A 26333-nucleotide genomic window follows, 5' to 3' on the forward strand; every position below is an offset into this window, starting at 1 on the left:
TTTGGAACGGGGCGCATATTATCGGGGTGGCCCCGGCTTGTCAAAGCCCTTTTTCATAAATTTATCTGACTGCTGAATAATGCAGCAATTCTGCCGGCAAACGCGCAAGCTGATGCCATAACTGCCTGTATTTGTGACGAATGTCACTAACCCTATGCAAAATTACATTCTGATTTGTCGCTTTCGTCAGATACCTCGCATGCATGATCACAGATATTTCATTTCACCGTTGTCGCCTTGAAAAGCGAAACATATATTCCGCCTCACGATCCCCGCGAACCCCAGGTGCAGCATGAACAAAGTCAGAATCGGAATGATTGGCAGTGGTTATATTGGTCGTTGTCACGCGATTGCTTATGCGCAGGCGCCTACCGTTTTTGCCCTCAAAGGGGAGATTGTGCGTGAAATGCTGGCCGAGGTGAATTCGGAGCTGGCAGCGAAGCAGGCGGCCACCTTTGGTTTTGCGCGCGCAACTGGCGACTGGCGCGAGCTGGTGCGCGATCCGAACATTGATGTAGTGGACATCTGTGCCCCCAACTTCCTGCATAAAGAGATGGCGCTGGAGGCAATTCGCCACGGCAAACATGTTTACTCTGAGAAGCCGCTGTCGCTCTCCGTAGCTGACGCGGAAGAGATGGTGCAGGCGGCGCAGCAGGCGGGCGTAAAAACGCTGGTGGGCTTCAACTACATGAAAAATCCCACCAGCCAGCTGGCGCGGGAGATCATTGCGCGCGGTGAGATTGGCGAGGTGGTGCACTTCTATGGCACGCACAATGAAGATTACCTGGCGCGTCCGGAGACGCCGCTCGACTGGCACTGTCAGCGCGCGCTGGCGGGATTGGGTGCGCTAGGGGATCTGGCCGCGCATATCGTCAATATGGCGCACTATCTGGTGGGCGATATCGATGAAGTGAGCGGTGACATGATGACGGTGATTAAGCAGCGCCCGGACCCGAAAGATCCCGCCCGCTTGTTGCCGGTCGAAAATGAAGATCAGGCCAGCGCGCTGCTGCGCTTCAAAAACGGCGCGCACGGTGTATTCGAAACTTCGCGCATCGCCTGCGGCAGCAAGATGGGGCTGACCTATGTGGTGACCGGCACCAAAGGTACGCTGCGTTACACCCAGGAGCGCATGGCCGAGCTGGAACTCTATATCCACGATGAACCGGCCGGCCGCCAGGGGTTCAAAACTATTCTTACGGGGCCGGCGCACCCGGATTACGCCAGTTTCTGCGTCTCTGCCGGGCACGGCATCGGCTTTAACGATCAGAAAACCGTTGAAATCCGCGATCTAATCAATGGCATCGCCGCCGGCGATCGCATGTGGCCGGATTTTGCCGAGGGCTTGCAGGTGCAGAAGGTGCTGGAGGCCGTTGCCGTTTCCGCGGCAGAGCGCCGCTGGATGAAGGTCTGAAACGGGTCATTGACCAGGTCGCCATTCATGGCGACCCCGGGATTTGCACCCTGATACGCGCCTGGTACCGGGCGCGTCTGCCGTTACGCCAGCAGCGCACACTGCGGCGGCAGGCGACAGCTTAGCGCACCCGGCAGCACCTCAATTACAAACTCGCTGCCGGTCAGCGGTTCACCGTCGAGATTGAACGTCATCTCATTTGGTGAACGGATAGTCAGCGACGACAGCTGCGCCGTCACAATATTCGGATTCTCATCATCGCGCGTCAGCGAGTGCAGCAGCGTCGGTAACAGCTCCTGTGCAGTCACAATGCTGACATTAAGCTCGCCGTCATTGATCAACGCCTCCGGGCACAACTTCTGGCCGCCGCCCGCCTGACGCCCATTGCCAATGCCAATCACCAGCGCATCGCCCTGCCACTGGAAGCCAGGTCCGCTGATTTCGCAGCTATCGGGCTTCAGCGCATCAACGCGCATCAGGCCGTGAATAAAGTAAGAGACGCCGCCCAGCGCAGACTTCAGCTTCTCCGGCGTTTCGGTGGTAATGCGCGTGCCGAAACCGCCGGTGGCCATATTGATGAAGTAACGGTCGCCATTGACGCAGGCCAGGTCAATCGCCGTGGCCTTGCCCAGTACCGCAAGGCGCAGCGCCGGCTCCATCTCCGCCGGGATACCCACGCTGGTGGCAAAATCATTGGCGGTACCAAGCGGTAACATGCCCAGCGCAGGGCGCTGCTCCGCAGGCACGGCCGCCAGCGCGGTCGCAATTTCATTAATGGTGCCATCGCCGCCGCCGGCGACCACCGTTTCCGCCTGCAGGGCAACCGCCTCCTGCACGTAGCGATCGCCATCGCCCTTTTCCCAGGTGACGCGTACCGCCAGATTAAACCCTTCATCGCGCAGCGTATTGACGGCTGCACGCAAGTCTTCATTGCCTGCGCCTTTCCCATTGAGGATCAGCAAGGTGAGCGGTTTATTTTGCATTATCAGTTCCTTGATGAATGAGACAGTGCTGAGGTTATAGCATAGCTGCGGCGGGAACTTTATCGGCGGACGATGAAAAAAAGAAAACCCGCACGGGGGAGCCGGGCGGGTGAATGAGGTGGTTCCTGGTACTACCTGCCGTTTATTGTTACTCGTTAGCAGCAGGCGGGATTCTAAAGCCCGGCGAAGCGGCGGTCTGTGATCCTGTTCTAACTTCGCCGTTTTCTTTTCATTATGTGCGATTTTTGCCGTACGGATCGCTGGTGGTATTGCCTTCGGTGAAGTTACGCAACAGCAGAGCGAAGGCCAGATCAACCGCCTCCGGTACAGGGATCCACACGCGGTGGCCGTCGCCCGGCGCCACCTCTACCGCGGCACCCTTGTCGTTCTGCATAACCTCCAGCCGGCAGTTCAGGTTGCCTTCGGGCGTCATGATCTCGACCGTATCGCCGCACATAAATTTGTTCTTTACCGCTACCTGCGCCCACTCTCCACGACGCTCGCCGGTAAATTCACCAACAAACTGCTGACGTTCGGAGATCGAGAAGCCCTGCTCATAGTTCTGGTAACTGTCGTGGGTGTGGCGACGCAGGAAACCTTCGGTGTAGCCACGGTGCGCCAGGCCCTCCAGCGTCTCCAGCAGCGCCGGATCAAAGGGCTTGCCGGCGGCGGCATCGTCAATGGCGCGACGGTAGACCTGTGCGGTGCGGGCACAGTAGTAGAACGATTTGGTGCGCCCTTCAATCTTGAGGGAGTGCACGCCCATCTGGCTGAGCCGTTCAACGTGCGCGACTGCCCGCAGATCTTTCGAGTTCATGATGTAAGTGCCGTGTTCGTCCTCAAAGGCGCTCATCACGTCGCCCGGCTTCATCTTCTCTTCCAGCATAAACACGCGGTCAGTTGGCGCACCCACGCCCAGCGTGGGTGGCTGTACCTCAACCGGCTGATGAATACCCACAATGTTGCCCACCTCATCCTGCTGACCCTCTTCCACTTTGTATTCCCAGCGGCAGGCGTTGGTACAGGTGCCCTGATTCGGGTCGCGCTTATTGAGATAGCCGGAGAGCAGGCAGCGGCCGGAGTAGGCCATGCACAGCGCGCCGTGTACGAAGATCTCAATCTCCATCTCCGGCACCAGCTGGCGGATTTCAGCAATCTCATCCAGCGACAGCTCGCGCGACAGAATCACCCGCGTCAGCCCCATCTGTTGCCAGAACTTCACCGTGGCCCAGTTCACGGCGTTCGCCTGCACCGAAAGGTGAATCGGCATCTGGGGAAACGCCTCACGTACCAGCATAATCAGGCCAGGATCGGACATGATCAGCGCATCCGGCTGCATCGCCACCACCGGCGTCAAATCGCGGATAAAGGTTTTCAGTTTGGCGTTGTGTGGCGCAATGTTCACCACCACATAAAATTTCTTACCCAGCGCATGGGCTTCATCAATCCCTTTCGCCAGGTTCTCATGGGTGAATTCGTTATTTCGTACGCGCAGGCTGTAGCGCGGCTGTCCGGCATACACCGCATCGGCACCATAGGCAAAAGCGTAACGCATATTTTTCAGCGTGCCTGCCGGTGAAAGCAGTTCGGGTTTAAACATGGGGAATTTCTCACTGATGTCAGGTCAGCATGCCACCGTCGCGGGCATGTGCAGCGGCCGCGTCAGGCGGCCCTGCAAAAGGTGGGGAATTGTAGGCAGGCGAACAGCCGAAGTAAATTGACCTGCATCAATCTAAACGGTTACAGCAGATGGCAGAGATCGGCTTCCCAGCGATACCCCATGCCGTAAACGGCACGGATAAATGGCTGGTCGGCATCCAGGTTCTCCAGCTTGCGCCGCAGATTTTTAATGTGGCTATCAATGGTGCGATCGGTTACGACGCGATAATCGTCGTACAGATGGTTGAGCAGCTGCTCGCGTGAGAATACTTTGCCGGGCTCAAGCGCCAGGGTTTTCAGCAGACGGAACTCGGCAGGCGTCAGCTCCAGCGGCTGTTCGCGCCAGCTGGCCTGAAAACGTCCTTCGTCAATCAACAGGTGAGAAGCCAGCTGCGCCTCTTCCGGCGATCGTTTTACGCGGCGCAGGATAGTTTTTACCCGCGCCACCACTTCACGCGGGCTGAAGGGCTTACAGATGTAGTCGTCGGCGCCAATCTCCAGACCCAGCAGGCGATCAATCTCTTCGGTGCGCGCCGTCACCATGATGATGGGCAGCTCAGAGAAGCGGCGGATCTCACGGCACAGCGTTAAGCCGTCGCGTCCCGGCAGCATCAGATCCAGCAGCATCAGATCCGGTGGTGTCTGCTGCACGTAATCCAGCACCGCATTGCCATCCGCAAGGTGGTGAGTGCGGTAGTTGGACGCCTGCAGATAATCGATCATCAGCTGCGCCAGTTTAGGTTCATCTTCAACAACAAGAATCAGGGGATCGCTCTTTTCCGTGCTCATAAGGGGTATCTAGTGAGGAACATACGGCAAGTTTAGCGTGATTTGCAGACCACCTAAATCAGAGTGCGCCGCAGAAATGCTGCCGCCGTGTGCCTCAACGATATTTTTGCAGATGGCCAGGCCAAGGCCCGAGCCGCCGCTGGCGCGATTACGTGAGCTTTCGGCGCGGAAAAAGCGCTCAAACAGCTGGGCCTGATGAGCACCCTCAACGCCGGGGGCGCTATCCGCGAAGTGCAGCTGCCACTGTTCACCACGCTGCTGCATGCTGATGCGCACCTCACCGCCGGCATCGGTATAGCGCAGGCTGTTCTCCAGCAAATTGGTAAACAGCTGCATCAGGCGGTCGGGATCGCCAAAGCTGCTGGCCTGCGCCGGGAGCGCCAGCGTCAGCGTTAACGCGCGGCTGCGATAGCGTTCACCAAAACTGCCGGCCACCACCTCGAGCAGCGTGACCAGGTCGAGCGGCTGCTTGCGATAGGCGAGGGCACCGGCATCGGAGAGCGAAAGCTGATGCAGGTCCTCTACCAGCTTGGTCAGTAGCGTCACTTCGTTCTGCAGTGAGCTGATGGCTTCCGGCGTCAGCTTGCGCACACCATCCTGCATCGCTTCCAGCTCGCCCCGCAGAATCGCCAGCGGCGTGCGGAGCTCGTGCGAGATATCGGCCATAAACACCCGCCGGTTGCTCTCATTTTTCTCCAGCGAACTGGCGAGCAGGTTGAAGTCGCGCGCCAGCTGGCCAATCTCGTCGCTGCTGCCCACTTCAACGCGCGTGGCAAACTTCCCGGCCGCCAGCTGGTGCGTGCCATCCACCAACCGTTTCACCGGCGCCAGTAAGCCGCGCGCCAGCAGCCAGGTGACCAGGGCAGCCAGCAGGGTGGTGAGCGCGACGATCATCCAGCTGGTTTGCCGCTGCTGCTGATCAAAATTGATATCGGTGCTGCGCGTCAGCCGTTCAGCGGGTGAGGCGATCACCCAGCCCACGATTTTGCCGTTGCTGGTGGTGATGTTGCGGCGTGAACCCTCGGGCGGTACCGGCGAACGTGGGCCGGACAGCACTTTATACTGCTGGTCAATAATCCAGAACTGGGTGCGCCAGCCGTGCGGTGGCAGCTGGTTACTGCTGCCGGGGTTCTGCTCCAGCGAGCGCAGGATAGTAAAAATCAGCCGATCGTTCTGGCGCAAAAAATCCCAGCTGCCGTGCTGTTCATACTGATCGGCCAGCGCATCACTCAGGAGCGTCAGCCGCTGTTCATTGCCTTTTTTAATGTAATCTACAAAACCGTGCTCAAAACTGAGGCGCACACCCCAGTGCATGGTGATGATCACCAGCATGCAGGTTGAAAAAATCGCCATAAACAGCTTGGCGCCAATGCCGAGTTTGACCGGCTGTTTCATCCTTTTCTCCTGCCTCTGAGATCGACGTTTTTACTCATATCCTGTGGGACGCGCCAGAACACCAGCGCCGGTAGCGCAATCACCAGCGCCATGCATAACCAGGTGTACATCAAGGTGTGATGGATCGCGCTGCTGTCGGCGATCGCGCCATGACCAAACGCCCCCAGCAGCAGGCCGGCAACGGTTACGCCGATACTCATCGACAGCTGCATGATCATGGAGAGCAAACTGTTGCCGCTGGAGGCGAGATCGTCCGGCAGCTCTTTCAGCGTCAGCGTGTTCATGGAGGAGAAACGGATAGCGTTGATCATGCCCTGTAACAGCAGCACCAGCGGCAGCAGCCAGATCCAGCCCAGCAGCGCCACCACCGGAAACAGCAGCACCACCAGCGCCAGGGCCAGCGTGCCGCCCACCAGCGCATTGCGGTAGCCAAACAGATTGACAATGCGCACCACCACGCGTTTGATCCCCATATTGCCCAGCACCATCGGAATCATCATCAGTCCGGCATGGAACGGGCTAAAGCCGAGACCGACCTGCAGAAAAATCGGCGTCATAAAGGGCAGCATGCCGCTGCCGATACGGCCGGTGAAGCTGCCCAGCAGGCCAATCGCGTAGAGGCGGTTATCGAACAGCTTCAGGCTAAACAGGGCGTTGTCATTGTTGCGGCCATGCATCAGGTAGAACAGCAGAGAGAAGACGCCGGTCAGAATTAACAGGCTGAGCAGCAGGGCCGAACCGCCGCTGCTGCGCTGACCGTCCAGCGCGAGAGTCAGCGTCGCCATGCCCACCGCCAGCAGCACAAAACCGATAAAATCAAAGCGCCGCGTTTTCATGGTGTAGTTGGGCATCAGCATTATGGTGGCAATGGCGCCGATGATGCCTACCGGGATGTTGATCAGGAAGATCCAGTGCCAGCTGGCGTACTCAACCAGCACGCCGCCCAGCGCCGGTCCCAGCAGCGGGCCGATCTGGCCGGGCAGGGTAACAAAGGTCATGGCCGACATGTACTGTTCGCGCGGGACAATTTTCATCACCGTCAGCCGCCCGACCGGCACCATCATGCGCCGCCAATGCCCTGCACCACGCGCGCCATCACCAGCTGGTCGAGCGAGCCTGATAAGGCGCACAGCAGGGAGCCGAGGCTGAACAGGACAATCGCGCTGAAGAAGATATTACGGACACCGAAGCGATCCGCCAGCCAGCCGCTGAGCGGCAGCGTAACGGCAACGGTAAGTACGTAGGAGACAATCACCGAGTGCATATGCAGCGGGCTGACGTTGAGATCGTGCGCCATCGACGGAATCGCAGTATTGACGATGGTGGTGTCCAGCGTTTGCATAAAGAAGCCAAAGGCAACAATCCATAGCTGCCAGCGTACGGTCGCGGTCTGTTTTTCCATACCCTCTCCTCAGCCACACTCGGGTGCGCATGAATGCGCACCCGATCCGAAAATTAACCCGTGACGAAAACGCGTTTCCTCTTGCGGCGGCGCAGCTTATCCATCATCAGATACACCACCGGCGTAGTGTACAGCGTCAGCAGTTGGCTCATCACCAGACCACCGGCAATGGTAATACCAAGCGGCTGGCGCAACTCTGCGCCGTCGCCGCTGGTCAGCACCAGCGGCAGCGCGCCAAACAGCGCCGCCAGCGTGGTCATCAGAATCGGCCGGAAACGCAGCTGACACGCCTGAAAGATCGCTTCACGCGGTGAAAGGTTGCCCTTGCGCTCTGCCTCCAGCGCGAAATCCACCATCATAATGGCGTTCTTCTTCACAATGCCGATCAGCAGCAAAATACCGATCAGCGCAATCAGGCTAAACGGCGTATCGAACAGCCTGAGCGCCAGCAGTGCGCCGACGCCCGCTGAGGGCAGGGTAGAGAGAATAGTCAGCGGATGCACATAGCTCTCATACAGAATGCCCAGCACGATATAGACCGCTGCGATGGCCGCCAGCATCAGCCAGAGCTGGTTGGATTGCGAATCCTGGAACACCTGCGCCGTGCCGGCAAAGCTGCCGCGCACGCTGGACGGCACGCCAATCGCGGTGATGGTGCGATCAATCGCCTCCGAAGCCTGCGACAGGGAAACGCCCTCTGGCAGGTTAAACGAGATCGTCGACGCCGCCGATAGCCCCTGGTGGTTCACCGACAGCGGCGCGTTGGCCGGTTGCCATTTGGCAAACCAGCTAAGCGGAATCGCCTTGCCATCACTGTTGATAACGAACATTTGATCGAGCGCGCTGATATCCTGGGTGTAGCGCGGATCCACTTCCATCACCACTTTGTACTGGTTAAGCGGCTGATAGATGGTAGAGATCTGGCGCTGACCAAAGGCATTGTTCAGCAGCGCGTTAGCCGCTGAGACATCAATCCCCAGCCGCGCCATGCTGGCACGATCGTAGGTCAGCGCCATTTCACTGCCGTTATCCTGCTGATCGGAGTTCACGTCTGCCAGCTGCGGCAGTGCGGCAAACGCCTGACGGATTTTCGGCTCCCACTCGCGTAAATCAGCCAGATTATCGGACAGCAGGCTGTACTGATAGCTGGCGTTAGATTCCCGACCGCCCACGCGAATATCCTGCACGGCATTGAGATAAAGATTTGCTCCTGGCTCTTTCGCCAGCTTGGTGCGCAGGCGGGCGATCACCGCCTGCGCGCTTTCGCTACGCGCCGCGAGCGGCTTGAGCGACACAAACATCATGCCGCTGTTGGTGCGCGAGCCGCCGGTAAAGCCGGTGACATTATCCACTGCCGGATCGGCTTTAATAATGTTCATAAAATCCTGCAGCTTACCGCGCATTGCCTGAAATGAGATGCTCTGATCGGCGGAGATAAACCCGCTCAGGCGCCCCGTATCCTGTTCGGGCAGGAAGGTTTTCGGGATGGAGATGAACAGCCATATGGTCAATCCGACAGTGGCAAGCAGCAGCATCAGTACCCAAATAGCGTGATTCAGTACCCAGCCAAGCGAACGCGCGTAGCCGTTTTGTACCCCGGGCAGCAGACGCGCGAACCCGCGCGGGCGCGGCGGACGTTGCGCAGTCTGCGGCTTCAGCAGGTATGCGCACATCATTGGCGTCAGGGTAATGGAGATAAGCAGCGAAATCAGGATCGCCACCGAAAGCGTGATCGCAAACTCTGAGAAGAAGCGGCCAATGATGCCGCCAATCATCAGCAACGGCAGGAACACGGCAATCAGCGACAGGCTCATGGATAGCACGGTAAAACCGACTTCGCGCACGCCGGTCAGCGCCGCCTGCAACGGCTTCATCCCCTCTTCAACGTGGCGCGCAATGTTCTCCAGCACCACAATCGCGTCATCCACCACAAACCCGGTAGCGATGGTGAGCGCCATCAGCGAGAGGTTATTCAGGCTAAAGCCGCACAGGTACATGGCGGCGAAGGTACCAATCAGTGAGACCGGCACGGCGGCGGCGGGGATCAGCGTCGCGCGGCCATCACGCAGGAACATAAACACCACCAGAATCACCAGCCCCACGGCGATCACCAGCGACTGCTCAACCTCATGCAGTGAGGCGCGGATAGTGGGTGAGCGATCCTGGGCAATTTGCAGATCGATGGCGGCCGGAATCACCTCATGCAGCTGCGGCAGCTCCGCACGGATGCGGTCTACGGTATCAATGATGTTGGCTTCCGGGGATTTACGCACCACCAGCAGCACCGCCGGCTTGCCGTTGGTCATCCCGGCGTTGCGCACGTCCTGCACCGAATCCTGCACGTTAGCCACATCGCTGAGCCGCACCGCTGCACCGTTGTTGTAGTGCACTACCAGCGGCTGATAGTCGGCGGCGGTTTGCAGCTCATCGTTGGTGCGGACCTGCCAGCGCTGTTTTATGTCATCAATCGCACCCTGCGGTCGCCGCTGGTTGGCGTTGCTGATGGCGGTGCGCACTGCATCCAGCGACACGCCCTGATTGAACAGCGCCTGCGGGTTGAGATCGACGCGCACCGCCGGTAATGAGCTACCGCCGACCGTGACATCACCCACGCCATCAATCTGCGACAGCTTCTGCGCCAGCTGGGTGGAGGCGTAATCATACAGCTGGCCGGGGTTATACATGTCCGACGTCAGGGTGAGGATCATGATCGGCGCATCGGACGGGTTAGCTTTACGGTAAGAGGGGCGGTTAGGCATGCCGCTCGGTAGCAGGCTCTGTGCCGCATTGATCGCTGCCTGCACATCGCGTGCCGCACCGTTGATGTCGCGGTCAAAATCGAACACCAGAATAATGCGCGTACTGCCAAGCGAGCTGGTGGAGGTCATTTCACTGACGCCGGCAATGCGCCCGAGCGAGCGCTCCAGCGGTGTGGCTACCGAGGCGGCCATGGTCTCCGGCGAGGCGCCGGGCAGCGAGGCGGAGACCAGAATCACCGGGAAATCCAGCTGCGGCAGCGGAGCCACCGGCAGCAGGCGAAAGCCGAGCAGGCCGGCCAGCGCAATCGCCAGCGTCAGCAGCGTGGTGGCTACCGGACGATGAATAAACAGGGCGAAAAACTTCACGGCTGCGCCTCCGGACGCTTCAGGCGACGGCGCGTGGCGTGCGCCAGACGATCAAACAGCAGATAGATCACCGGCGTGGTAAACAGCGTGAGGATTTGGCTGAGGATCAGGCCGCCTACCATGGCAATGCCAAGCGGGCGGCGCAACTCCGCACCCACGCCGGTGCTGAGCATCAGCGGCAGGGCGCCAAGCAGCGCCGCCAGCGTGGTCATCAGAATCGGACGGAAGCGCAGCAGACAAGCCTGGTAGATCGCCTCACGCGGTGCCATGCCCTGTTCGCGCTCGGCGGCCAGCGCAAAGTCAATCATCATGATGGCGTTCTTCTTCACGATTCCGATCAGCAGGATGATGCCGATAATGGCGATGATATCCAGCTCGTTACCGCTCAGCATCAGCGCCAGTAGCGCCCCCACGCCTGCCGTGGCAGCGTGGAGAGAATGGTGATCGGGTGGATAAAGCTCTCATACAGCACGCCCAGCACGATGTACATCGCGACGACTGCCGCCACGATCAGCCAGACGGTGCTGCTCAGCGCCGCCTCAAACGCCAGCGTACTGCCCTGGAACTGCGTCATCATCTCTGCCGGCATACCCACCTGATCTTCCGCCTGGGCGATGGCGTTTACCGCCTCCTCCAGGGAGTAGCCATCGGCCACGTCAAACGAGAAGGTAGCCGACGGGAACTGATCGAGATGATTAATGCTCAGTGCGGCATGGCGCTCCTCAACCTGCGCAATGGCGCTGAGCGGCACGCTGCCGCCTTCGCTGCTGGTCAGCCGGATGCCATTCAGGCTGGCAAGGCCGGGCGTCTGCTCACTCTCCTGCTCCAGCACCACGCGATACTGGTTCGCCTGGGTATAAATGGTGGAGATCAGGCGCTGACCAAACGCGTTATAGAGCGCATTATCGACGTCCGCCATGCTGATCCCCAGCCGGCTGGCGCTGTCGCGATCGACGCGGATAAAGGCTTCCAGCCCCTGATCCTGCCAGTCGCTGCTGACGTTGCGCAGCTGTGGCAGCGTATTAAGCTGTGCCAGCAGTGCAGGGACCCAGTTGCCCAGCGACTCCAGTGAACCGGACTGCAGCGTAAACTGATACGGCGTCCGGCTTGACTGGGTTTCAATGGTGAGATCCTGCACCGGCTGCAGCCATAGCGAGATGCCAGGCACGTTATCGATCGCCTGCTGCAGGCGGCGCTGCACCACCGGGATACGGTCGTCACGTTCGCTGAGCGGTTTGAGGTTGATCTGCAAGCGTGCACTGTTGAGCGCGGCGTTAGTGCCATCCACGCCAACAAAAGAGGTCAGGCTCTGCACCGCGGGATCCTTCATCACGATTGACGCCACATCGCGCGTGCGCTGCGCCATGCTGGCATAGGAGACCGACTGCGGCGCCTGGAGCGTGCCCTGAATGATGCCGTTATCCTGCTGCGGGAAGAAGCCTTTGGGGATAGCGATCCACAACAGCACCGTCAGCAGCAGCGTACCCAGCGCCACGGAGAGCGTGAGCCACGGATGCAGCAGCACGCGCGTCAGCACCCGGCCATAACCGGCAATGATGCGCGTAAACATCGCTTCGCTGGCGCGTGAAAAACGGTTCTGTTTGCGCAGAGATTCGGCACTCAGCATGCGCGCGCACATCATCGGCGTCAGCGTCAGTGAAACCACCGCTGAGATAAGTATCGCCACGGCCAGCGTCACGGCAAATTCACGGAACAGGCGGCCGATGACATCGCCCATAAACAGCAGGGGGATCAGCACGGCGATCAGCGAGAAGGTCAGGGAGATAATGGTGAAGCCAATCTCGCCAGCGCCTTTCAGCGCCGCGGTCAGCGGTTTCTCCCCCTTTTCGATGTAGCGCGAGATGTTCTCAATCACCACTATGGCGTCATCCACCACAAACCCGGTAGCGATGGTCAACGCCATCAGCGTCAGGTTATTGATTGAGAAGCCGAGGAAGTACATCGCGGCGAACGTGCCCACCAGCGACAGCGGCACCGCCACCGCCGGAATAATCGTGGCGGGAACGTTGCGCAGGAACAGATAGATGATCATTACCACCAGGCCCATCGCCAGCATCAGCTCGTGCTGAGTATCGGTAACGGAGGCGCGGATATTGGTGGTGCGATCGGTGAGCAGTTTAACATCCACCGATTTCGGCAGCGTGGCCGTCAGCGAGGGCAGCAGGGCGCGGATACTGTCGGCGGTTGCAATGATATTGGCACCAGGCTGACGCTGCACGTTCAGCACAATCGCCTGCTGCCGGTTCGCCCAGGCACCCAGCCAGCTGTTCTCTGCACCCTGTTCAATGGTGGCCACATCGCCCAGCCGCACCGGCGCACCGTTGTTATAGCTGATGATCAGCTTGCGGTAATCCTCTGCGGAGGTCATCTGATCGTTAGCTGAGAGGGTAATGGAGCGTGCCGGACCGTCAAGGCTGCCTTTGGCCGAGTTGACGTTAGCGTTGCTGATAGCGGTACGCACCGTCTCGCTGGTCAGGCCCAGCGCGGCGAGCGCCTGCGTATTCATTTTTACCCGCACCGCCGGACGTTGCCCGCCGGCAAGCGTCACCAGCCCCACGCCGGAGACCTGCGATATCTTCTGCGCCACGCGCGTTTCAACCATATCCTGCACCTGCGTGAGCGGCATGCTGGTAGTGGTCACGGCCAGCGTCATGATGGGCGGATCGGCGGGATTGACCTTGCTGTACACCGGCGGATTCGGCAGATCATTCGGCAGCAGGTTGGTGGCAGAGTTAATCGCGGCCTGCACCTCCTGTTCGGCGACGTCCAGCGCCAGCGACAGCTGAAATTGCAGGGTGATCACCGAGGCGCCGCCGGAGCTTTGGGACGCCATCTGCTTTAGTCCGGACATCTGACCAAACTGGCGCTCAAGAGGCGCGGTGACGGAAGAGGTCATGACGTCAGGGCTGGCGCCCGGATAGAGCGTCACCACCTGAATGGTGGGATAGTCCACCTCCGGCAGGGCGGAAACCGGCAGAAAGCGGTAGCCAAGCACGCCGGCCAGCAGAATGGCAATCATCAGCAGCGTGGTTGCGACCGGGCGCAGAATAAACAGGCGCGACGGACCACCGCTGTGGTCAGGAGGCATCACCTGCATTATTGACGTTCTCCACGAGCCGGTTGCGCCGCGCGGGTACTCTGCGTGGCCGTACTCTGTGGCGCAACCACCTCAACGGCGGCCCCTTCCGTCAGGCGATCCACCCCGTCGGTTACCACCCGATCGCCGGCTGCCAGTCCGGCGCTGATCACCACTTTCTGGCTATCCTGCAGACCGGCCGTTACACGTTTTTTGCTCACCTTATTGTCGCTATTGATCACCCAGACGAAATGGCCGTCGTTGCTCATCTGCAGCGCCGCCGTCGGGATAACCACCGCATCCTGCAGCGTATCGACTTTCAGTCGTGCATTAACAAACTGGTTAGGGAACAGCGCGTCATCTTCGTTGCTGAAGCGAGCTTTGAGCTTGATGGTACCGGTCGTGACATCGATCTGGTTATCAATGCTCAGCAGCGCGCCGTGCGTCAGCAGCGTTTTATTGCTGCGATCCCAGGCTTCCACCAGCAGCGGCTGGCCGCTTTTCTGCGCCTTCAGGATGGCGCTGACGTTATTTTCCGCCACGCTGAACACCACGTCGATCGGGTGCGTTTGGGTGATCACCACTAAACCCGTGGTGTCGCCAGCCGAGATGTAGTTACCGACATCGACCTGCTTAAGCCCCACGCGGCCGGCAATCGGAGCCGTGATGCGGCTGTAGGTGAGATTGAGCTGCGCACTGGCCACGCTGCCCTCATCGGCTTTAATCGTGCCGAGGGATTCGCTGACCAGCGAGCGCTGGGTATCCAGCTCCTGCTGTGAGACCAGCGAGGTTTTTGCCAGTTTTTCAAAACGGCTGAGATCGCGGCGCGCATTGGCCAGCGTTGCCTGATCTTTTGCCAGCTGGCCTTGGGCCTGGGTCAGTGCAACCTGCCAGGGGCGCGGATCGATCTCCGCCAGCAATGCCCCGGCGGCAACCTGCTGGCCCTCCGTGAAGTGCAGCGCCATTAACTCTCCATCCACGCGGCTGCGCACGTTAACCGTGTTGGCGGCAGTCACGGTGCCAAGGCCGCTCAGATAATAGGGGACGCTTTCGGTAGCGGCGGTGGCAGCCTGCACCGGTGCGGATGGCCGTTGTCCGGCCGCTGCGCCCTTGCCACGCGCGTGACGCGGCTGACCTTCAGCCTGCATGGACTGATCAGGCTGGGCAGGATGCTGCCAAAGGTAATAGCCGCCTGCAATGACGGTCAGCACCACGATAACAGTCAGACTTATTTTTAATCGACGATTCATTGCTCTGTGTGCTCTCCAGCAGTTTCGATTTCCCAGGTGCGAAAACCAAGTGTCCGTTTCGCAAACGAAATGATTGTAGTCGCCCGCGTCGGGCGAAAATTGAAGGAAATAAGGATATCGCCCCGGCTACGCTAAGTATTCATATTCAGTAAATATTTTGGCAGGGATACGCATAAGCGTGTTTTTTTCCTTTGCTAAGCTGAAAGACAGGCCAGTCTCGTTTACACAAGGAGAATCTAATGCGTCAACATAAAACCCGCCAGCTTGGTAGCAGTGGTATCGCGGTTCCGCTTCTGACATTTGGCGGCAATGTTTTCGGCTGGACGGTCGATGAGAAAACCTCGTTCTCACTGCTCGATGCGCTGGTGGAGAAGGGTTTATTCTTTATCGATACGGCGGATGTCTATTCGCGCTGGGCGCCAGGCAATGCCGGCGGGGAATCAGAAACCATCATCGGTAAATGGCTGAAACAGAGCGGCAAGCGCGACAAAATTGTGCTGGCGACCAAAGTCGGGATGGAGCTGTCGCCAGAGAAAACCGGTCTTCGTCCGGCCTATATTCGTCAGGCGGTCGAGGATTCGCTGCGCCGCCTGCAAACTGACGTGATTGATCTCTATCAGGCGCATCGTGATGATGAAGATACGCCGCTGGCAGATACGCTGCATGCCTTTGACGCCCTGGTTAAAGAGGGCAAAGTGCGGGCAATCGGCGCATCGAACTACCGCGCGCAGCGTCTGCAGGAGGCGCTGGATATCAGTAAGCAGGCGGGCATTGCGCGGTATGAAACCCTGCAGCCGGAGTACAATCTTTACGATCGTGCAGAGTACGAAAGCGGGCTGGAGCAGGTTGCGCTGCAAAATGGTCTGGGGGTCATCAACTACTATTCACTTGCCAGCGGCTTCCTCAGCGGCAAATACAAAAAACCGCAAGACGCCAGCAAGAGTCAGCGCGGCCAGGGCATTGTTGAGAAGTACCTTAACGCGCGTGGCCTGCACATTATTGAAGCGTTAGAGGATATCGCCGCCTCGCATGACGCTTCGGCCACGCAGGTGGCGCTGGCGTGGCAAATTGCCCGCCCGAGCATCACCGCCCCGATTGTCAGCGCCACCTCGCTGCAGCAGTTGGATGAGCTGGTGAAAGCCACGGAGCTGCAGCTGAGTAAGCAGGAGATTGAGGAGCTGGCGCGCGCCAGTCAGCCTGAGGCGTAAACCTGTGTACCTGGCGGCCCTGTGGGTCGCCACTCCGGAAGTATGACGGGAATGGGGTTTTGGCCGCAGGACCGACAGAAGAGTTGAGCTTTTTTATTCTTTCGCCTCACAAAAAATGCCATTCATGCAGAAATATATTCATTCATCGATCGCTGTCACAATTGCGTTAAGTAACTGTCACCTTTACGTTATCTGCGCACAGATTTGCAAAAACTGACATAAGCGCAGCACTATTCTCTGTTCGTCCTTTCCGGTAACTCACAAAAGAATAACGATCATGAACAGAAAAAAAGCAGTGCAGCATATGCCTCGCCTGGCAGCGGGCACCCTGATGTTTGCTATGTTGAGTGCGTCGGCGGTGGCAGCCGATGCGTTCAGCTATGACTCTCCCTATATGTTTGGCGACTGGGGCGGTACCCGATCGCAGCTGGAGAGCGAAGGCGTGAAGTTTGACGTCAACTACACCATGGAGAGCGCCTCTAACCTCGGCGGCGGCGCGGACACCAACACCTCAATGCGCTACAGCGATCAGTGGGCATTTGGTCTGAACCTTGACCTGCAAAAACTGCTCGACTGGCAGGATGCGCAGTTCCAGATGACCATTACGGACCGTAATGGCCGCAATATTTCTGACCAGGTTGCTGACCGCCGCACCGGCATGCTCTCTTCGGTGCAGGAGGTTTACGGGCGCGGCCAGACCTGGCGCCTGACGCAGTTCTGGCTGAGCAAAGGGCTGTTTGATAACACCGTGAATCTGAGGCCGGTCGCCTGACCGTGGGTGAGGATTTCGATAACTTTGACAGCAAATTCCAGAACCTGGCTTTCGGTAGCGGCCAGGCGGGTAACTGGCGCGGCGATCGCTGGTTCAACTGGCCGGTTTCCCAGTGGGGCGGCCGGATTAAAGTTAACTTCACCCCGGAAGTGTTCTTCCAGGTGGGCTTCTACAACCAGAACCGGGCTAACTACGATCGCGGCGACGGCTTCCGTCTGGATACCAGCAACTCTGAAGGCAATCTGGTGCCGGTGGAACTGGGCTGGAAACCGACCTTTGGGCCGGAAAACCTGCCGGGTAACTACCGCATCGGGTATTACTACTCCTCAGCGAACGGCGATAACTACGGCAGCTGGCGTGACGGGGCGTATCAGAGCAAGGACCACGCCTACGGCGGCTATGTGCTGTTACAGCAGCAGCTGACCGCGCAGGGCGGCGATGCCAGCCGTGGCCTCGGCGTAACGGTACAGGCGGTGATGAACGATCACAAAACCTCAAAAACTGATAACTACCAGTCGATCAGTTTTACCTGGAAAGGGCCGTTTGATGCGCGTCCGCAGGATGAGATTGGCGTCGGTGCCGCCCGTATCCACGTCAACAGCGCCTATACCCGCTCGCAGCGTGAGCAGAATGCGGCGAATGGCGAAACGGACTTCAGCAGCCCGACCTACCTGCCGATTCAGGATGGCTCAGAGTACAACTATGAGATCTACTACAATGCGCAGCTGACCAAATGGCTGCAGCTGCGTCCGAACCTGCAATATGTTGTGGCACCGGGTGCGGTAAGCGAAGTGAAAGACGCCTTTGTGGGCGGTATCAGCGCAAACATCAACTTCTGATTGGCGCGAAAGGTAAAAATGATGGCGGCCCGCAGGCCGCCATTTTTTTGCGATCTCAGCCTGAAATCGCAGGCGTTTCTGTCACCTGGCGTTAGCGACCAAACATCACGTCCGCCCAGCGCGCCAGCCCGGCCGTCACGGAACCAAAATCATCACCGCTGGCAATCGGCGTGTCCGGCAACGCCTGCTGTAGCGCCGCGCGCAGCACCGGTGAACGCGCGCTGCCGCCGGTCAGGTAGATCACGTCCGGTTTGGTTTCACCGCTCGCCAGCGCCAGATGTACCTGCTCCAGCATCCGCTCCAGCGGCTGGTTGATGGCCTCTTCCAGCGTAGCGTCGCTGATCTCCGTCTGCAGCGACCGGGCGATAAATGCCAGCGAGGCGTCCGTTTCGGCGCTCTCCGACAGCGCAATCTTGCTCTCTTCGGCGGCGCGTACCAGACGGTAGCTCAGCTTCTGCTGCCAGACCTTCAGCAAGTGCGCCACTTTGTCGCCGTGCTCTGCATCGCGCACCAGATCCCGCAGCAGTTTGCCGCAAGCCGGCGAGTAGAACTCGCTTTGCGCCGGCACGTCATTAATGGCAACCGCGTTCCACCACGGCAGGGCCGGCAGCGCCGTGCCTTTTTGCGTGTTTCCGCCGAGGCCAAGCAAGGGCATCAGGGTCTTGAAGGCCAGCATGATATCCAGATCGTTACCGCCCACGCGGCAGCCGCTGTGTCCAAGCAGACTGTCACGACGATCGGCTTTGGTGCGCCACTCCGGGCCCATCAGCAGCATCGAGCAGTCGGTGGTGCCGCCGCCGATGTCCACCACCAGCACGCGCGTCTCTCTCTCCAGCGTAGCTTCAAAATCCAGCCCGGCGGCAACCGGCTCAAACTGGAACTCCACATCGCGAAAGCCGGCACGCTGCGCCGCGCGCAACAGGATACCCTGCGCCTGGTGGTTGGCCTCTTCGCCGCCCAGCCCCTGGAAGTTGATGGGACGGCCAATGACCGCTTGCTCAATCGGCCGATCAAGCTGGCTTTCACCCTGCTGACGGATGTGCAGCATCATGGCGCACACCAGATCTTCAAAGAAAGCGATTTGCTGCGGCTTCAGGCCGCTGGCGCCAAGAAAAGATTTGGGTGATTTCACGAACCAGACATCTTCCGGATCAACCATATATTGCTGCAGTGCGGTCAGGCCGAACTGCACGCTGCCTGGCGTGACGTCAATATCCTCTTCGCGGTTAAAACGCAGCGCACGCTGCAGCAGCGCGGTGCCTTCGCTGTCTGCCACCGGTACCTGATGGTGGCGGTGCAGCCATTCGCTGACGGCTTCACGCGTCGGCGCACAGATCATGGAGGGGAGCAGACGCTGACCATTCTCCAGCGTCAGCATACGCGGTGTGCCGTTGTCGATCACCGCAATAGAACAGTTGGCCGTGCCGTAGTCGAATCCGATAAACATGTTATCCCCCATGCCAGAAAAAAGGGGGCGACTTTAGCGCAGCCGGCGCGGGCTGGCAATGGGCAAGCGTGCAGATTACCGCTGCACTTCCTGGTAGACGTGATACTGGCCGCGGCCGGCGTGCTTGGCGCTATAGCAGGCGACATCGGCCTGCGACATCACTACATTGCTGATGCAGTTTTGTGCATCAATTTGCGTAATCCCGGCGCTGGCGCCCACCTGATAGGGCTGCTCCTGCCAGATAAAGGCGTACTCATTGACCGCTGTCACAATGCGCTGTACCGCCTCGCGCCCCTGATCAACTTCGCAGTTCGGCAGCAGCAGGCCAAATTCGTCCCCGCCCAGCCGTGCCAGCAGATCGCTGCCGCGCAGGTGGTGCTGCATTAATTCGGCCAGTTCACGCAGCAGCGCATCGCCCGCCGCATGGCCGGCGGTGTCGTTGACCGCTTTGAATTTATCCAGGTCGATAAACACCAGCACGTGCCGGCTATGATTGAGAGCGGCATCGTTGACCAGCCGCTTCAGATGTTGCTCAAAACTGTGGCGATTCGGCAGGCGCGTCAGCATATCGTGTGACGCGCTATAGCTCAGGCGCTTCATCATTTTGCGCGATTCACTCACATCCTGAATGACCATTACCGCACCAATGCTGGCACCGGTCAGGGTTTTGAGCGGGGTAATGCTGTAGTGGATCTCCACCAGCGTGCCCTCTGGCGTATGCAGCACCAGCTCCTCCTCCAGGTCTGGCGTGGTTTTTTCCCCCGGCAGATGGCACAGCAGCAGGTTCTCAACCCGCGGGCCGTTCGCCCCACGGGTGATGTTCAGCAGTTCGCTAAGCGCGACGCCGGCCGCGTTCTCCTGTGACCAGCCGCTCAGGGTCTCTGCCACCGGATTCATAAAGGTCACGCGCATCTCATCATCGGTGCTGATCACCGCTTCGCCGATGGAATCAAGGGTAATCGCCATGCGCTCTTTCTCCTGAAACAGCGCTTCGTTCAGCGCGCGCAGCGGCGTGATGTCCTGACAGATCCCCAGCATGCGCTCAATCTGACCATCCTGGCTCAGAATCCGGTTGGCCTCCGAGCGCACGTAACGGGTGCCGTGGGGCAGATTGATGCGGTACTCCAGGTGGAAAGCGCTACGGCGCTCGATCGCCTGCTGAATAATCAGCGCGGCGGCTTCACGCTCGGGCGGATCAACCAGATGCAGCCACACATCATAGGTGGGCACCTGATGGGGTTCGAGCGCGAACAGTTCATACATGCGCTTGTCCCACAGCATTTCGCCGGTGAGCAGATTCCACTCCCAGACGCCGATACCGCCGGCTTCATTCGCCAGCGTGATGCGCTCCATCAGGCGTCGATTGACCTGCTCACTCTGTTTGAGTTCAGAGATATCCACAATCTGCGCAATAAAATAGAGCGGTAGCCGTTCGGCATCGCGCACCATCGAGACGGTCAGCCGCGTCCAGACAATCTCACCATCCTTGCGGAAATAGCGCTTCTCAATGGTGTAGGTCATGATTTCACCCGCAACCAGGCGCTCCAGCTGCTGGAGATCGCTGTTAAGATCGTCCGGATGGGTGATCTGCTGAAAGGTCAGTTTTTTAAGCTCATCGGCGGGGAAACCCAGCGTGTGGCACAGCGACTGATTAACCTGCTGCCAGCCCCCATTGGGTGCCACCAGCGCCATGCCGATCGCCGAGTACTCCATGGCGTTACGGAAGCGGGTTTCACTCTCGCTGATGTGGTGCTTTTCGCGCTGGAAAGCATCCATCACCAGCGACATGACGTGGCTCGGTAGCAGCACCAGCAGGAAGGGCAGCCAGCTGCTAATCTGGCCCAGCAGCATGTCGTTGCGCGCCAGCTGTACCCAGTTCAGCGCCAGCAGCACCGACATAAAGCTGGCGTTAAGGAAGAACAGTAAAAAGGCTTCAAACTTGGGCAGGCGCACCGCGCACCAGAACAGGATCACCACGATAAAGGTGAAAGGCCACGGCATAAAACGCAGCGCTAAATAGCTGGCGAGCAGCGTGAAAATCAGCGTCAGCAGCGTCTCCAGCTGGCGGCCGGGGGTAATCAGCTGGCGGAGCGGTTTCGTGGGCCACAGCAGCAGTACCGGCGCGAAGGCCAGCACACCGATAACCTCAGAGATCACCCAGGTGAAGAAGAAGGGCAGCGAGGCGTGACCGCCGACGTGCAGCATCCACAGCGCCACCAGGCCGCCCGCCAGCGGGGCTATCAGGCCGGCACAGACAGCAAAGCGCGCCCAATCCGCCAGCGAATTGAGCGGAGCTTTACGATCCAGCATGGCACGCAGCATCAGCCCGGCCATCACCGCCTGCACCATATTCAGCAGGGCAAATTTAACATTGCTTAACGCCGGGCCAATCACCAGCAGATTGGCCAGCGTCGTGCCCAGCACGCAGCAGGCCAGCAACAGCGGCACCTGGCTGGCGCGCGCACGAAAGACCACCACCGTCATCAGTGCGGTCGAGTACCAGAGCGGGGAGATGCGGCCGCTGACCACAATCAGTTCCAGGCAGAACAGCGTCAGCAGAAAGGCCAGCCCGCCAAGAAGCAGGGCATTACGCCATGTTCTTTGCGGTGTAGCCTGTGAGGTCAAAATCTCAAGGGTCATGCACGAATCCAGCAGCGCGCATCCGTTACACGACGAAAAATGCGCCAGTCAATCTCTGTCTGGCATGCTAGCACATCTGTAATAGATGTCTGCGCGGAAATCGCGTTTAGCTTTTATTCCATGAATAGATTGGCCCTCTGTCACATAAGGGCCCATAGAACTTAGCGAAACAGGTCGGCGCGGGTGAACGGTTTTTCCAGCCCGGCGAGATCGGCAGAGAAGCGTTCGAGGAACTGCTGCGTGGTGGCAACGCGACCGTGGCTCATCAGCAGCACTGGCACCAGCAGGGCGATGGCAACTTGTGCCACACTGAACCCTTTCAGGGCGGTACCGCGCTGGCTAAGCAGGAAAGCGCTGCTCAGGGTAAAGCCCAGCAGCAAGCCGGCCAGCACTTCGCTTGCCGAGTGCGCATGAATCACCAGCCGTGAGAAACCCACCATCAGCGGAATAACGTAGCCGATGCCCACGGTGAATACACGCCAGCCGCGCGACCAGCGGCCGGAGATCAGCCACATCATTACGGGCCACAGCGTGGCCGACATGGCGCTGTGGCCGCTGAAGCCAGTGAAATTAAAGCGGGCGCTGCCAATGCCGAAGCCGAGGAACATGATTTTTGAAATGCTGACAATCAAGCCAGCGAGACCAAACGCCAGCAGCCAGTACCATACGGTACGGCGGTTGTCGCTTTTCCACGGCAGCACCAGCGCGATGATCACCGCAGTGGGGATCAGCAACATACTGTCGCCAAAATAGGTCAGGGTTCTCCAGCTCATACTTTTCCTTGCAGCGGCTATCAAATACCCCGCGCAGAACGCAGCGCGGGCAGGGGCACAGTGTATCGATTCCCCCTCTTACTGCAAAACGGGATAGTCTGAAAAGGCGGCAGGCCGCATTTCTCTGGCATCAAACCGGTGAAATACCTATAATTGCCGCCAACCAACCCTCTCATTTGGCCCTTCGCAGCTTCGGCTTCAATTGGCTTCCGTTATCAGGTTTTAAAAAAAGTATGACTGACAAGTCTCATCAGTGCGTGATCGTTGGCATTGCAGGTGCTTCCGCATCCGGAAAAAGTCTTATTGCCAGCACGCTCTATCGTGAAATTCGTGATCAGGTTGGTGACGAGCATATCGGTGTAATCCCCGAAGATGCCTACTATAAAGATCAAAGCCACCTGACCATGGAAGAGCGGGTAAAAACCAACTACGACCACCCGAGCGCGATGGACCACGACCTGCTGCTGCAGCATCTGCGTGCGCTGAAGGCGGGACAGGATATCGATCTGCCGGTCTATAGCTATGTCGAACACACCCGTACTGAAGACTCTATTCACCTCAAGCCGAAGAAAGTGATCATCCTGGAGGGCATTTTGCTGCTGACCGATGCGCGCCTGCGTCAGGAGCTTAACTTCTCGATTTTTGTCGATACCCCGCTGGATATCTGCCTGATGCGCCGTATGAAGCGCGACGTGAACGAGCGCGGCCGCTCCATGGATTCTGTGATGAGCCAGTATCAAAAGACGGTGCGTCCAATGTTCCTGCAGTTTATCGAGCCTTCCAAACAGTATGCCGACATCATCGTGCCGCGCGGCGGAAAAAACCGCATCGCCATCGACATTCTGAAGGCCAAAATTAACCAGTATCTCTGATACGCCGGCGTACGCACGGAGAGGCTGCCGTCACTTGGCAGCCTTTCGCTACACTTAACATTAGGGAGACCCAGCGATGAGATTATGCGATCGCGATATTGAAATCTGGCTGGACAGCGGCAAGCTGGCGATTGAACCGCGTCCGCCGGTAGAGCGAATCAATGGTGCTACGGTGGATGTGCGCCTCGGCAATCAGTTCCGTACTTTTAGTGGCCACACCGCACCTTTTATCGATTTAAGTGGTCCAAAGCACGAAGTGAGCGCAGCGCTGGATCGCGTCATGAGCGACGAGATTGTGCTGCCAGAGGGCGAGGCCTTTTTCCTGCATCCGGGCGAGCTGGCGCTGGCGGTGACGCTGGAGTCGGTTACCCTGCCTGACGATCTGGTGGGCTGGCTGGATGGCCGCTCTTCGCTGGCGCGTCTGGGATTGATGGTGCACGTTACGGCGCACCGTATCGATCCCGGCTGGCAGGGGCGTATCGTGCTGGAGTTCTATAATTCGGGCAAACTGCCGCTGGCGCTGCGTCCGGGTATGCTGATTGGGGCGCTGAGCTTTGAGCCTCTGTCGGGCCCGGCGGCGCGACCATACAACCGACGTGAAGACGCGAAGTATCGGGGTCAGCAGGGCGCTGACGCCAGTCGTATCGACAAAGATTAATGTTTTCTCCAGAATCATTCGGGGTGCTGCTAACCTGGCAGCAGCCTGAATCCGGACGGTGATGAGGATGCAATGAGAAGAGTGATAACCACGCTGGCCATCCTGTTAGTGGTGGTCGTAGCGGGCATGACGGCACTGGTATTGCTGGTCAATCCCAACGACTTTCGTACCTATATGGTACAGCAGGTAAAACAGCGCAGTGGTTATCAGCTTGAAGTGAGTGGCGATCTGCGCTGGCATGTCTGGCCACAGCTCAGCATTCTTGCCGGGCGGATGAGCCTGACGGCGCCCGGCGCCAGCCAGCCGATGGTGACAGCCGACAATATGCGTCTGGATGTGAATCTGTTGCCGCTGTTGTCGCATCAGCTTAGCGTCAGCCAGGTGATGCTGAAAAATGCCATTATCCGCGCCACGCCGGATAGCGCCGCCCGGAAGCCACAGGGCGCGCCGGTCGGGCCGGGCGATAGCGAACCGACCACAGCCGTCAACAATGGCTGGACCTTCAATATCAATAAATTGCGCATCGCCGATAGCCTGCTCATTTGGCAGCAGCCGGGTGGCGACGAGTTCAATTTTCGCGATCTCAATCTCAGCCTCAACCAGGATGCCAGCAAACAAGCCAGCGTCGAACTCTCAACCCGTCTTTCACGCAATCAGCGCAACGCCAGCGTTAATCTGAAAGGCCAGATGAACGTTGCGCAGTATCCGCACCGGCTGCTGGGCCAGCTGGACGAACTGAACTACACGCTGGATGGCGCTAACCTGCCGCCGCAGGGCATTAAAGGCACACTGAGTGGCCAGGCAGAGTGGAACGGTGACAAACAGCAGTTTTCACTGGCGAAGCTGCAGCTGACCGCGAATGACAGCACGCTGGAGGGCAGCGCGCAAGGTCGGCTGGCCGCGCCACAGCAGCTGAATCTGGCGCTGCATGCTACTTCACTGAATATTGATAACCTGATGGCCAGCGCGCCGCTGGGTGATAACGCCCCGGCACAGCAGGCGAATGTGATGCGTACGCCGGTGATTGCTGAACCCCGTATGCGTAGTAATGCCGATTCGCCGCTTAACGCGCTGGATCTGCAGTTGAGCCTGAATGCCGATGCCGCCGTATGGCGCGGTCTCGCCTTAAGTAATGTACAAATAGATGCCAGCAATCAGCAGGGATTGATGACGCTGAACAAGCTGCAAGGCAAACTGGGTGGCGGCCACTTCTCGATTCCGGGCGCGGTGGATATTCGCCATCCGGTCACGCAGGTTGCGTTCCAGCCGGAGCTTGAGAACATCGCCATTGCCCCGGTACTGAAAGCGCTGGAGCTACCGGAGTCGCTACAGGGCACGCTTTCGTTGAAAGGTGACGTGAAGGGCGCCGGGCTGAGCGTGGCAGAAGCGAAGCAGAACTGGCAGGGTAACGCCGAACTGGAAGCCACCAATTTGCAACTGGCGCAGCTCAACTTGCAGCAGATGGTGCGCCGTGCCGTTGCGCGTGTCAGTAATGGCGTTACTAATGAGCAGGCGGACGATCAGGGTATCCAGCAGCTGAGCGGCCGTATCAGCCTGAAGCAGGGCGTGCTTTCGCTCCCGGATCTGCAGGGCGGCAGCAGCCGTCTGGCGGTGCAGACCCAAGGCCATATTGATGTGGTGAAACAGCAGATGGATGTCACCATTAATATGTTGCTGCGCGGCTGGCAGGGTGATGATCGGTTGGCGCGCGTGCTGAATGAGCAGACCATTCCACTGCGCATGTATGGCGGCTGGAGTAACCTGCAGTACTCACTGCCGATTGATGATGTGGTGCGTCAGCAGTTGCAGAGTGAAGCCAAATCGCGGCTGAATCAGTGGCTGGATCGCCAGCAGCCGGCGAAACAGTAGCAGCAGTGGCTGGTTGTTGTGGCTTACCTTCTATGTTGTGCCGTGGCACTTGGCGGCCCTTTGGGTCGCCACTCCGAAAGTCAAAAGCGCTGGATATTCAGAATCAGCCACGCCGATGCACAAGGGAAGAAGGGAGCGTGA

At 58.9% G+C, this 26333-nt stretch carries 14 protein-coding genes and 3 pseudogenes; 6 read left to right on the plus strand and 11 right to left on the minus strand.

Features of this window, described 5'->3' with window-relative positions:
* The first annotated feature begins 292 nt into the window (after window positions 1-292).
* On the plus strand, window positions 293-1414 hold the full coding sequence (locus HA48_RS18400) for a Gfo/Idh/MocA family protein (protein ID WP_128602616.1): 1122 nt from the start codon (window positions 293-295) through the stop codon (window positions 1412-1414).
* Window positions 1415-1497: 83 nt separating this feature from the next.
* On the opposite strand, the gene yegS is transcribed toward HA48_RS18400, so the two are convergent.
* From yegS to HA48_RS18440, 8 genes and pseudogenes are all read right to left on the minus strand, one after another.
* A complete protein-coding gene (gene yegS / locus HA48_RS18405) occupies window positions 1498-2397 on the minus strand; it encodes a lipid kinase YegS (RefSeq protein ID WP_128602617.1) in 900 nt (299 codons plus the stop codon).
* Window positions 2398-2629: 232 nt separating this feature from the next.
* Window positions 2630-3997, minus strand: coding sequence for a prephenate-dependent tRNA uridine(34) hydroxylase TrhP (trhP, locus tag HA48_RS18410; protein WP_128602618.1), 1368 nt, complete (start codon window positions 3995-3997; stop codon window positions 2630-2632).
* A gap of 140 nt (window positions 3998-4137) precedes the next feature.
* Complete coding sequence (baeR, locus tag HA48_RS18415) at window positions 4138-4845, minus strand: envelope stress response regulator BaeR (RefSeq protein WP_128602619.1); 708 nt, start codon at window positions 4843-4845, stop codon at window positions 4138-4140.
* A 9-nt stretch (window positions 4846-4854) separates the two neighbouring features.
* Window positions 4855-6240 (minus strand): envelope stress sensor histidine kinase BaeS, encoded by a 1386-nt coding sequence (gene baeS, locus HA48_RS18420; RefSeq protein WP_128602620.1) that lies wholly within the window; start codon window positions 6238-6240, stop codon window positions 4855-4857.
* Window positions 6237-7642 (minus strand): annotated as a pseudogene (gene mdtD / locus HA48_RS18425) (multidrug transporter subunit MdtD). Before mdtD ends, baeS begins: the two are co-directional and overlap by 4 nt.
* 53 nt (window positions 7643-7695) lie before the next feature.
* Window positions 7696-10767, minus strand: a complete 3072-nt coding sequence (gene mdtC / locus HA48_RS18430; RefSeq protein WP_128602621.1) for a multidrug efflux RND transporter permease subunit MdtC — start codon at window positions 10765-10767, stop codon at window positions 7696-7698.
* A pseudogene (locus HA48_RS18435) lies at window positions 10764-13885 on the minus strand (MdtB/MuxB family multidrug efflux RND transporter permease subunit). Before HA48_RS18435 ends, mdtC begins: the two are co-directional and overlap by 4 nt.
* Window positions 13885-15114, minus strand: coding sequence for an MdtA/MuxA family multidrug efflux RND transporter periplasmic adaptor subunit (locus tag HA48_RS18440; protein ID WP_128602622.1), 1230 nt, complete (start codon window positions 15112-15114; stop codon window positions 13885-13887). Before HA48_RS18440 ends, HA48_RS18435 begins: the two are co-directional and overlap by 1 nt.
* A 239-nt stretch (window positions 15115-15353) precedes the next feature.
* On the opposite strand from HA48_RS18440, the gene HA48_RS18445 reads away from it, so the two are divergent.
* On the plus strand, window positions 15354-16322 hold the full coding sequence (locus tag HA48_RS18445) for an aldo/keto reductase (RefSeq protein ID WP_128602623.1): 969 nt from the start codon (window positions 15354-15356) through the stop codon (window positions 16320-16322).
* A gap of 277 nt (window positions 16323-16599) precedes the next feature.
* Window positions 16600-17933 (plus strand): annotated as a pseudogene (locus HA48_RS18450) (carbohydrate porin).
* Between the two features lie 91 nt (window positions 17934-18024).
* Here the strand turns inward: HA48_RS18450 and yegD are convergent.
* The 3 genes from yegD to HA48_RS18465 form a co-directional block, all read right to left on the minus strand.
* Entirely contained in the window at window positions 18025-19380 is a 1356-nt protein-coding gene (gene yegD / locus HA48_RS18455; RefSeq protein ID WP_128602624.1) for a molecular chaperone, read from the minus strand.
* A gap of 75 nt (window positions 19381-19455) precedes the next feature.
* Window positions 19456-22020: a diguanylate cyclase gene (locus tag HA48_RS18460; RefSeq protein WP_128602625.1), complete on the minus strand. Its 2565-nt coding sequence runs from the start codon at window positions 22018-22020 to the stop codon at window positions 19456-19458.
* Between the two features lie 161 nt (window positions 22021-22181).
* The gene (locus HA48_RS18465; RefSeq protein WP_128602626.1) at window positions 22182-22793 is read right to left on the minus strand and encodes a phosphatase PAP2 family protein; all 612 of its coding nucleotides are present in this window, start codon (window positions 22791-22793) and stop codon (window positions 22182-22184) included.
* 233 nt (window positions 22794-23026) lie between these two features.
* On the opposite strand from HA48_RS18465, the gene udk reads away from it, so the two are divergent.
* From udk to asmA, 3 genes are all read left to right on the plus strand, one after another.
* On the plus strand, window positions 23027-23665 hold the full coding sequence (udk, locus tag HA48_RS18470; RefSeq protein ID WP_128602627.1) for a uridine kinase: 639 nt from the start codon (window positions 23027-23029) through the stop codon (window positions 23663-23665).
* 76 nt (window positions 23666-23741) lie between these two features.
* Window positions 23742-24323, plus strand: a complete 582-nt coding sequence (gene dcd / locus HA48_RS18475) for a dCTP deaminase (RefSeq protein ID WP_128602628.1) — start codon at window positions 23742-23744, stop codon at window positions 24321-24323.
* A 72-nt stretch (window positions 24324-24395) separates the two neighbouring features.
* The gene (gene asmA, locus HA48_RS18480; RefSeq protein ID WP_128602629.1) at window positions 24396-26192 is read left to right on the plus strand and encodes an outer membrane assembly protein AsmA; all 1797 of its coding nucleotides are present in this window, start codon (window positions 24396-24398) and stop codon (window positions 26190-26192) included.
* Window positions 26193-26333 lie beyond the last annotated feature (141 nt).

Source organism: Pantoea wallisii (genome assembly GCF_002095485.1).
GTDB classification, from domain to species: domain Bacteria; phylum Pseudomonadota; class Gammaproteobacteria; order Enterobacterales; family Enterobacteriaceae; genus Pantoea; species Pantoea wallisii.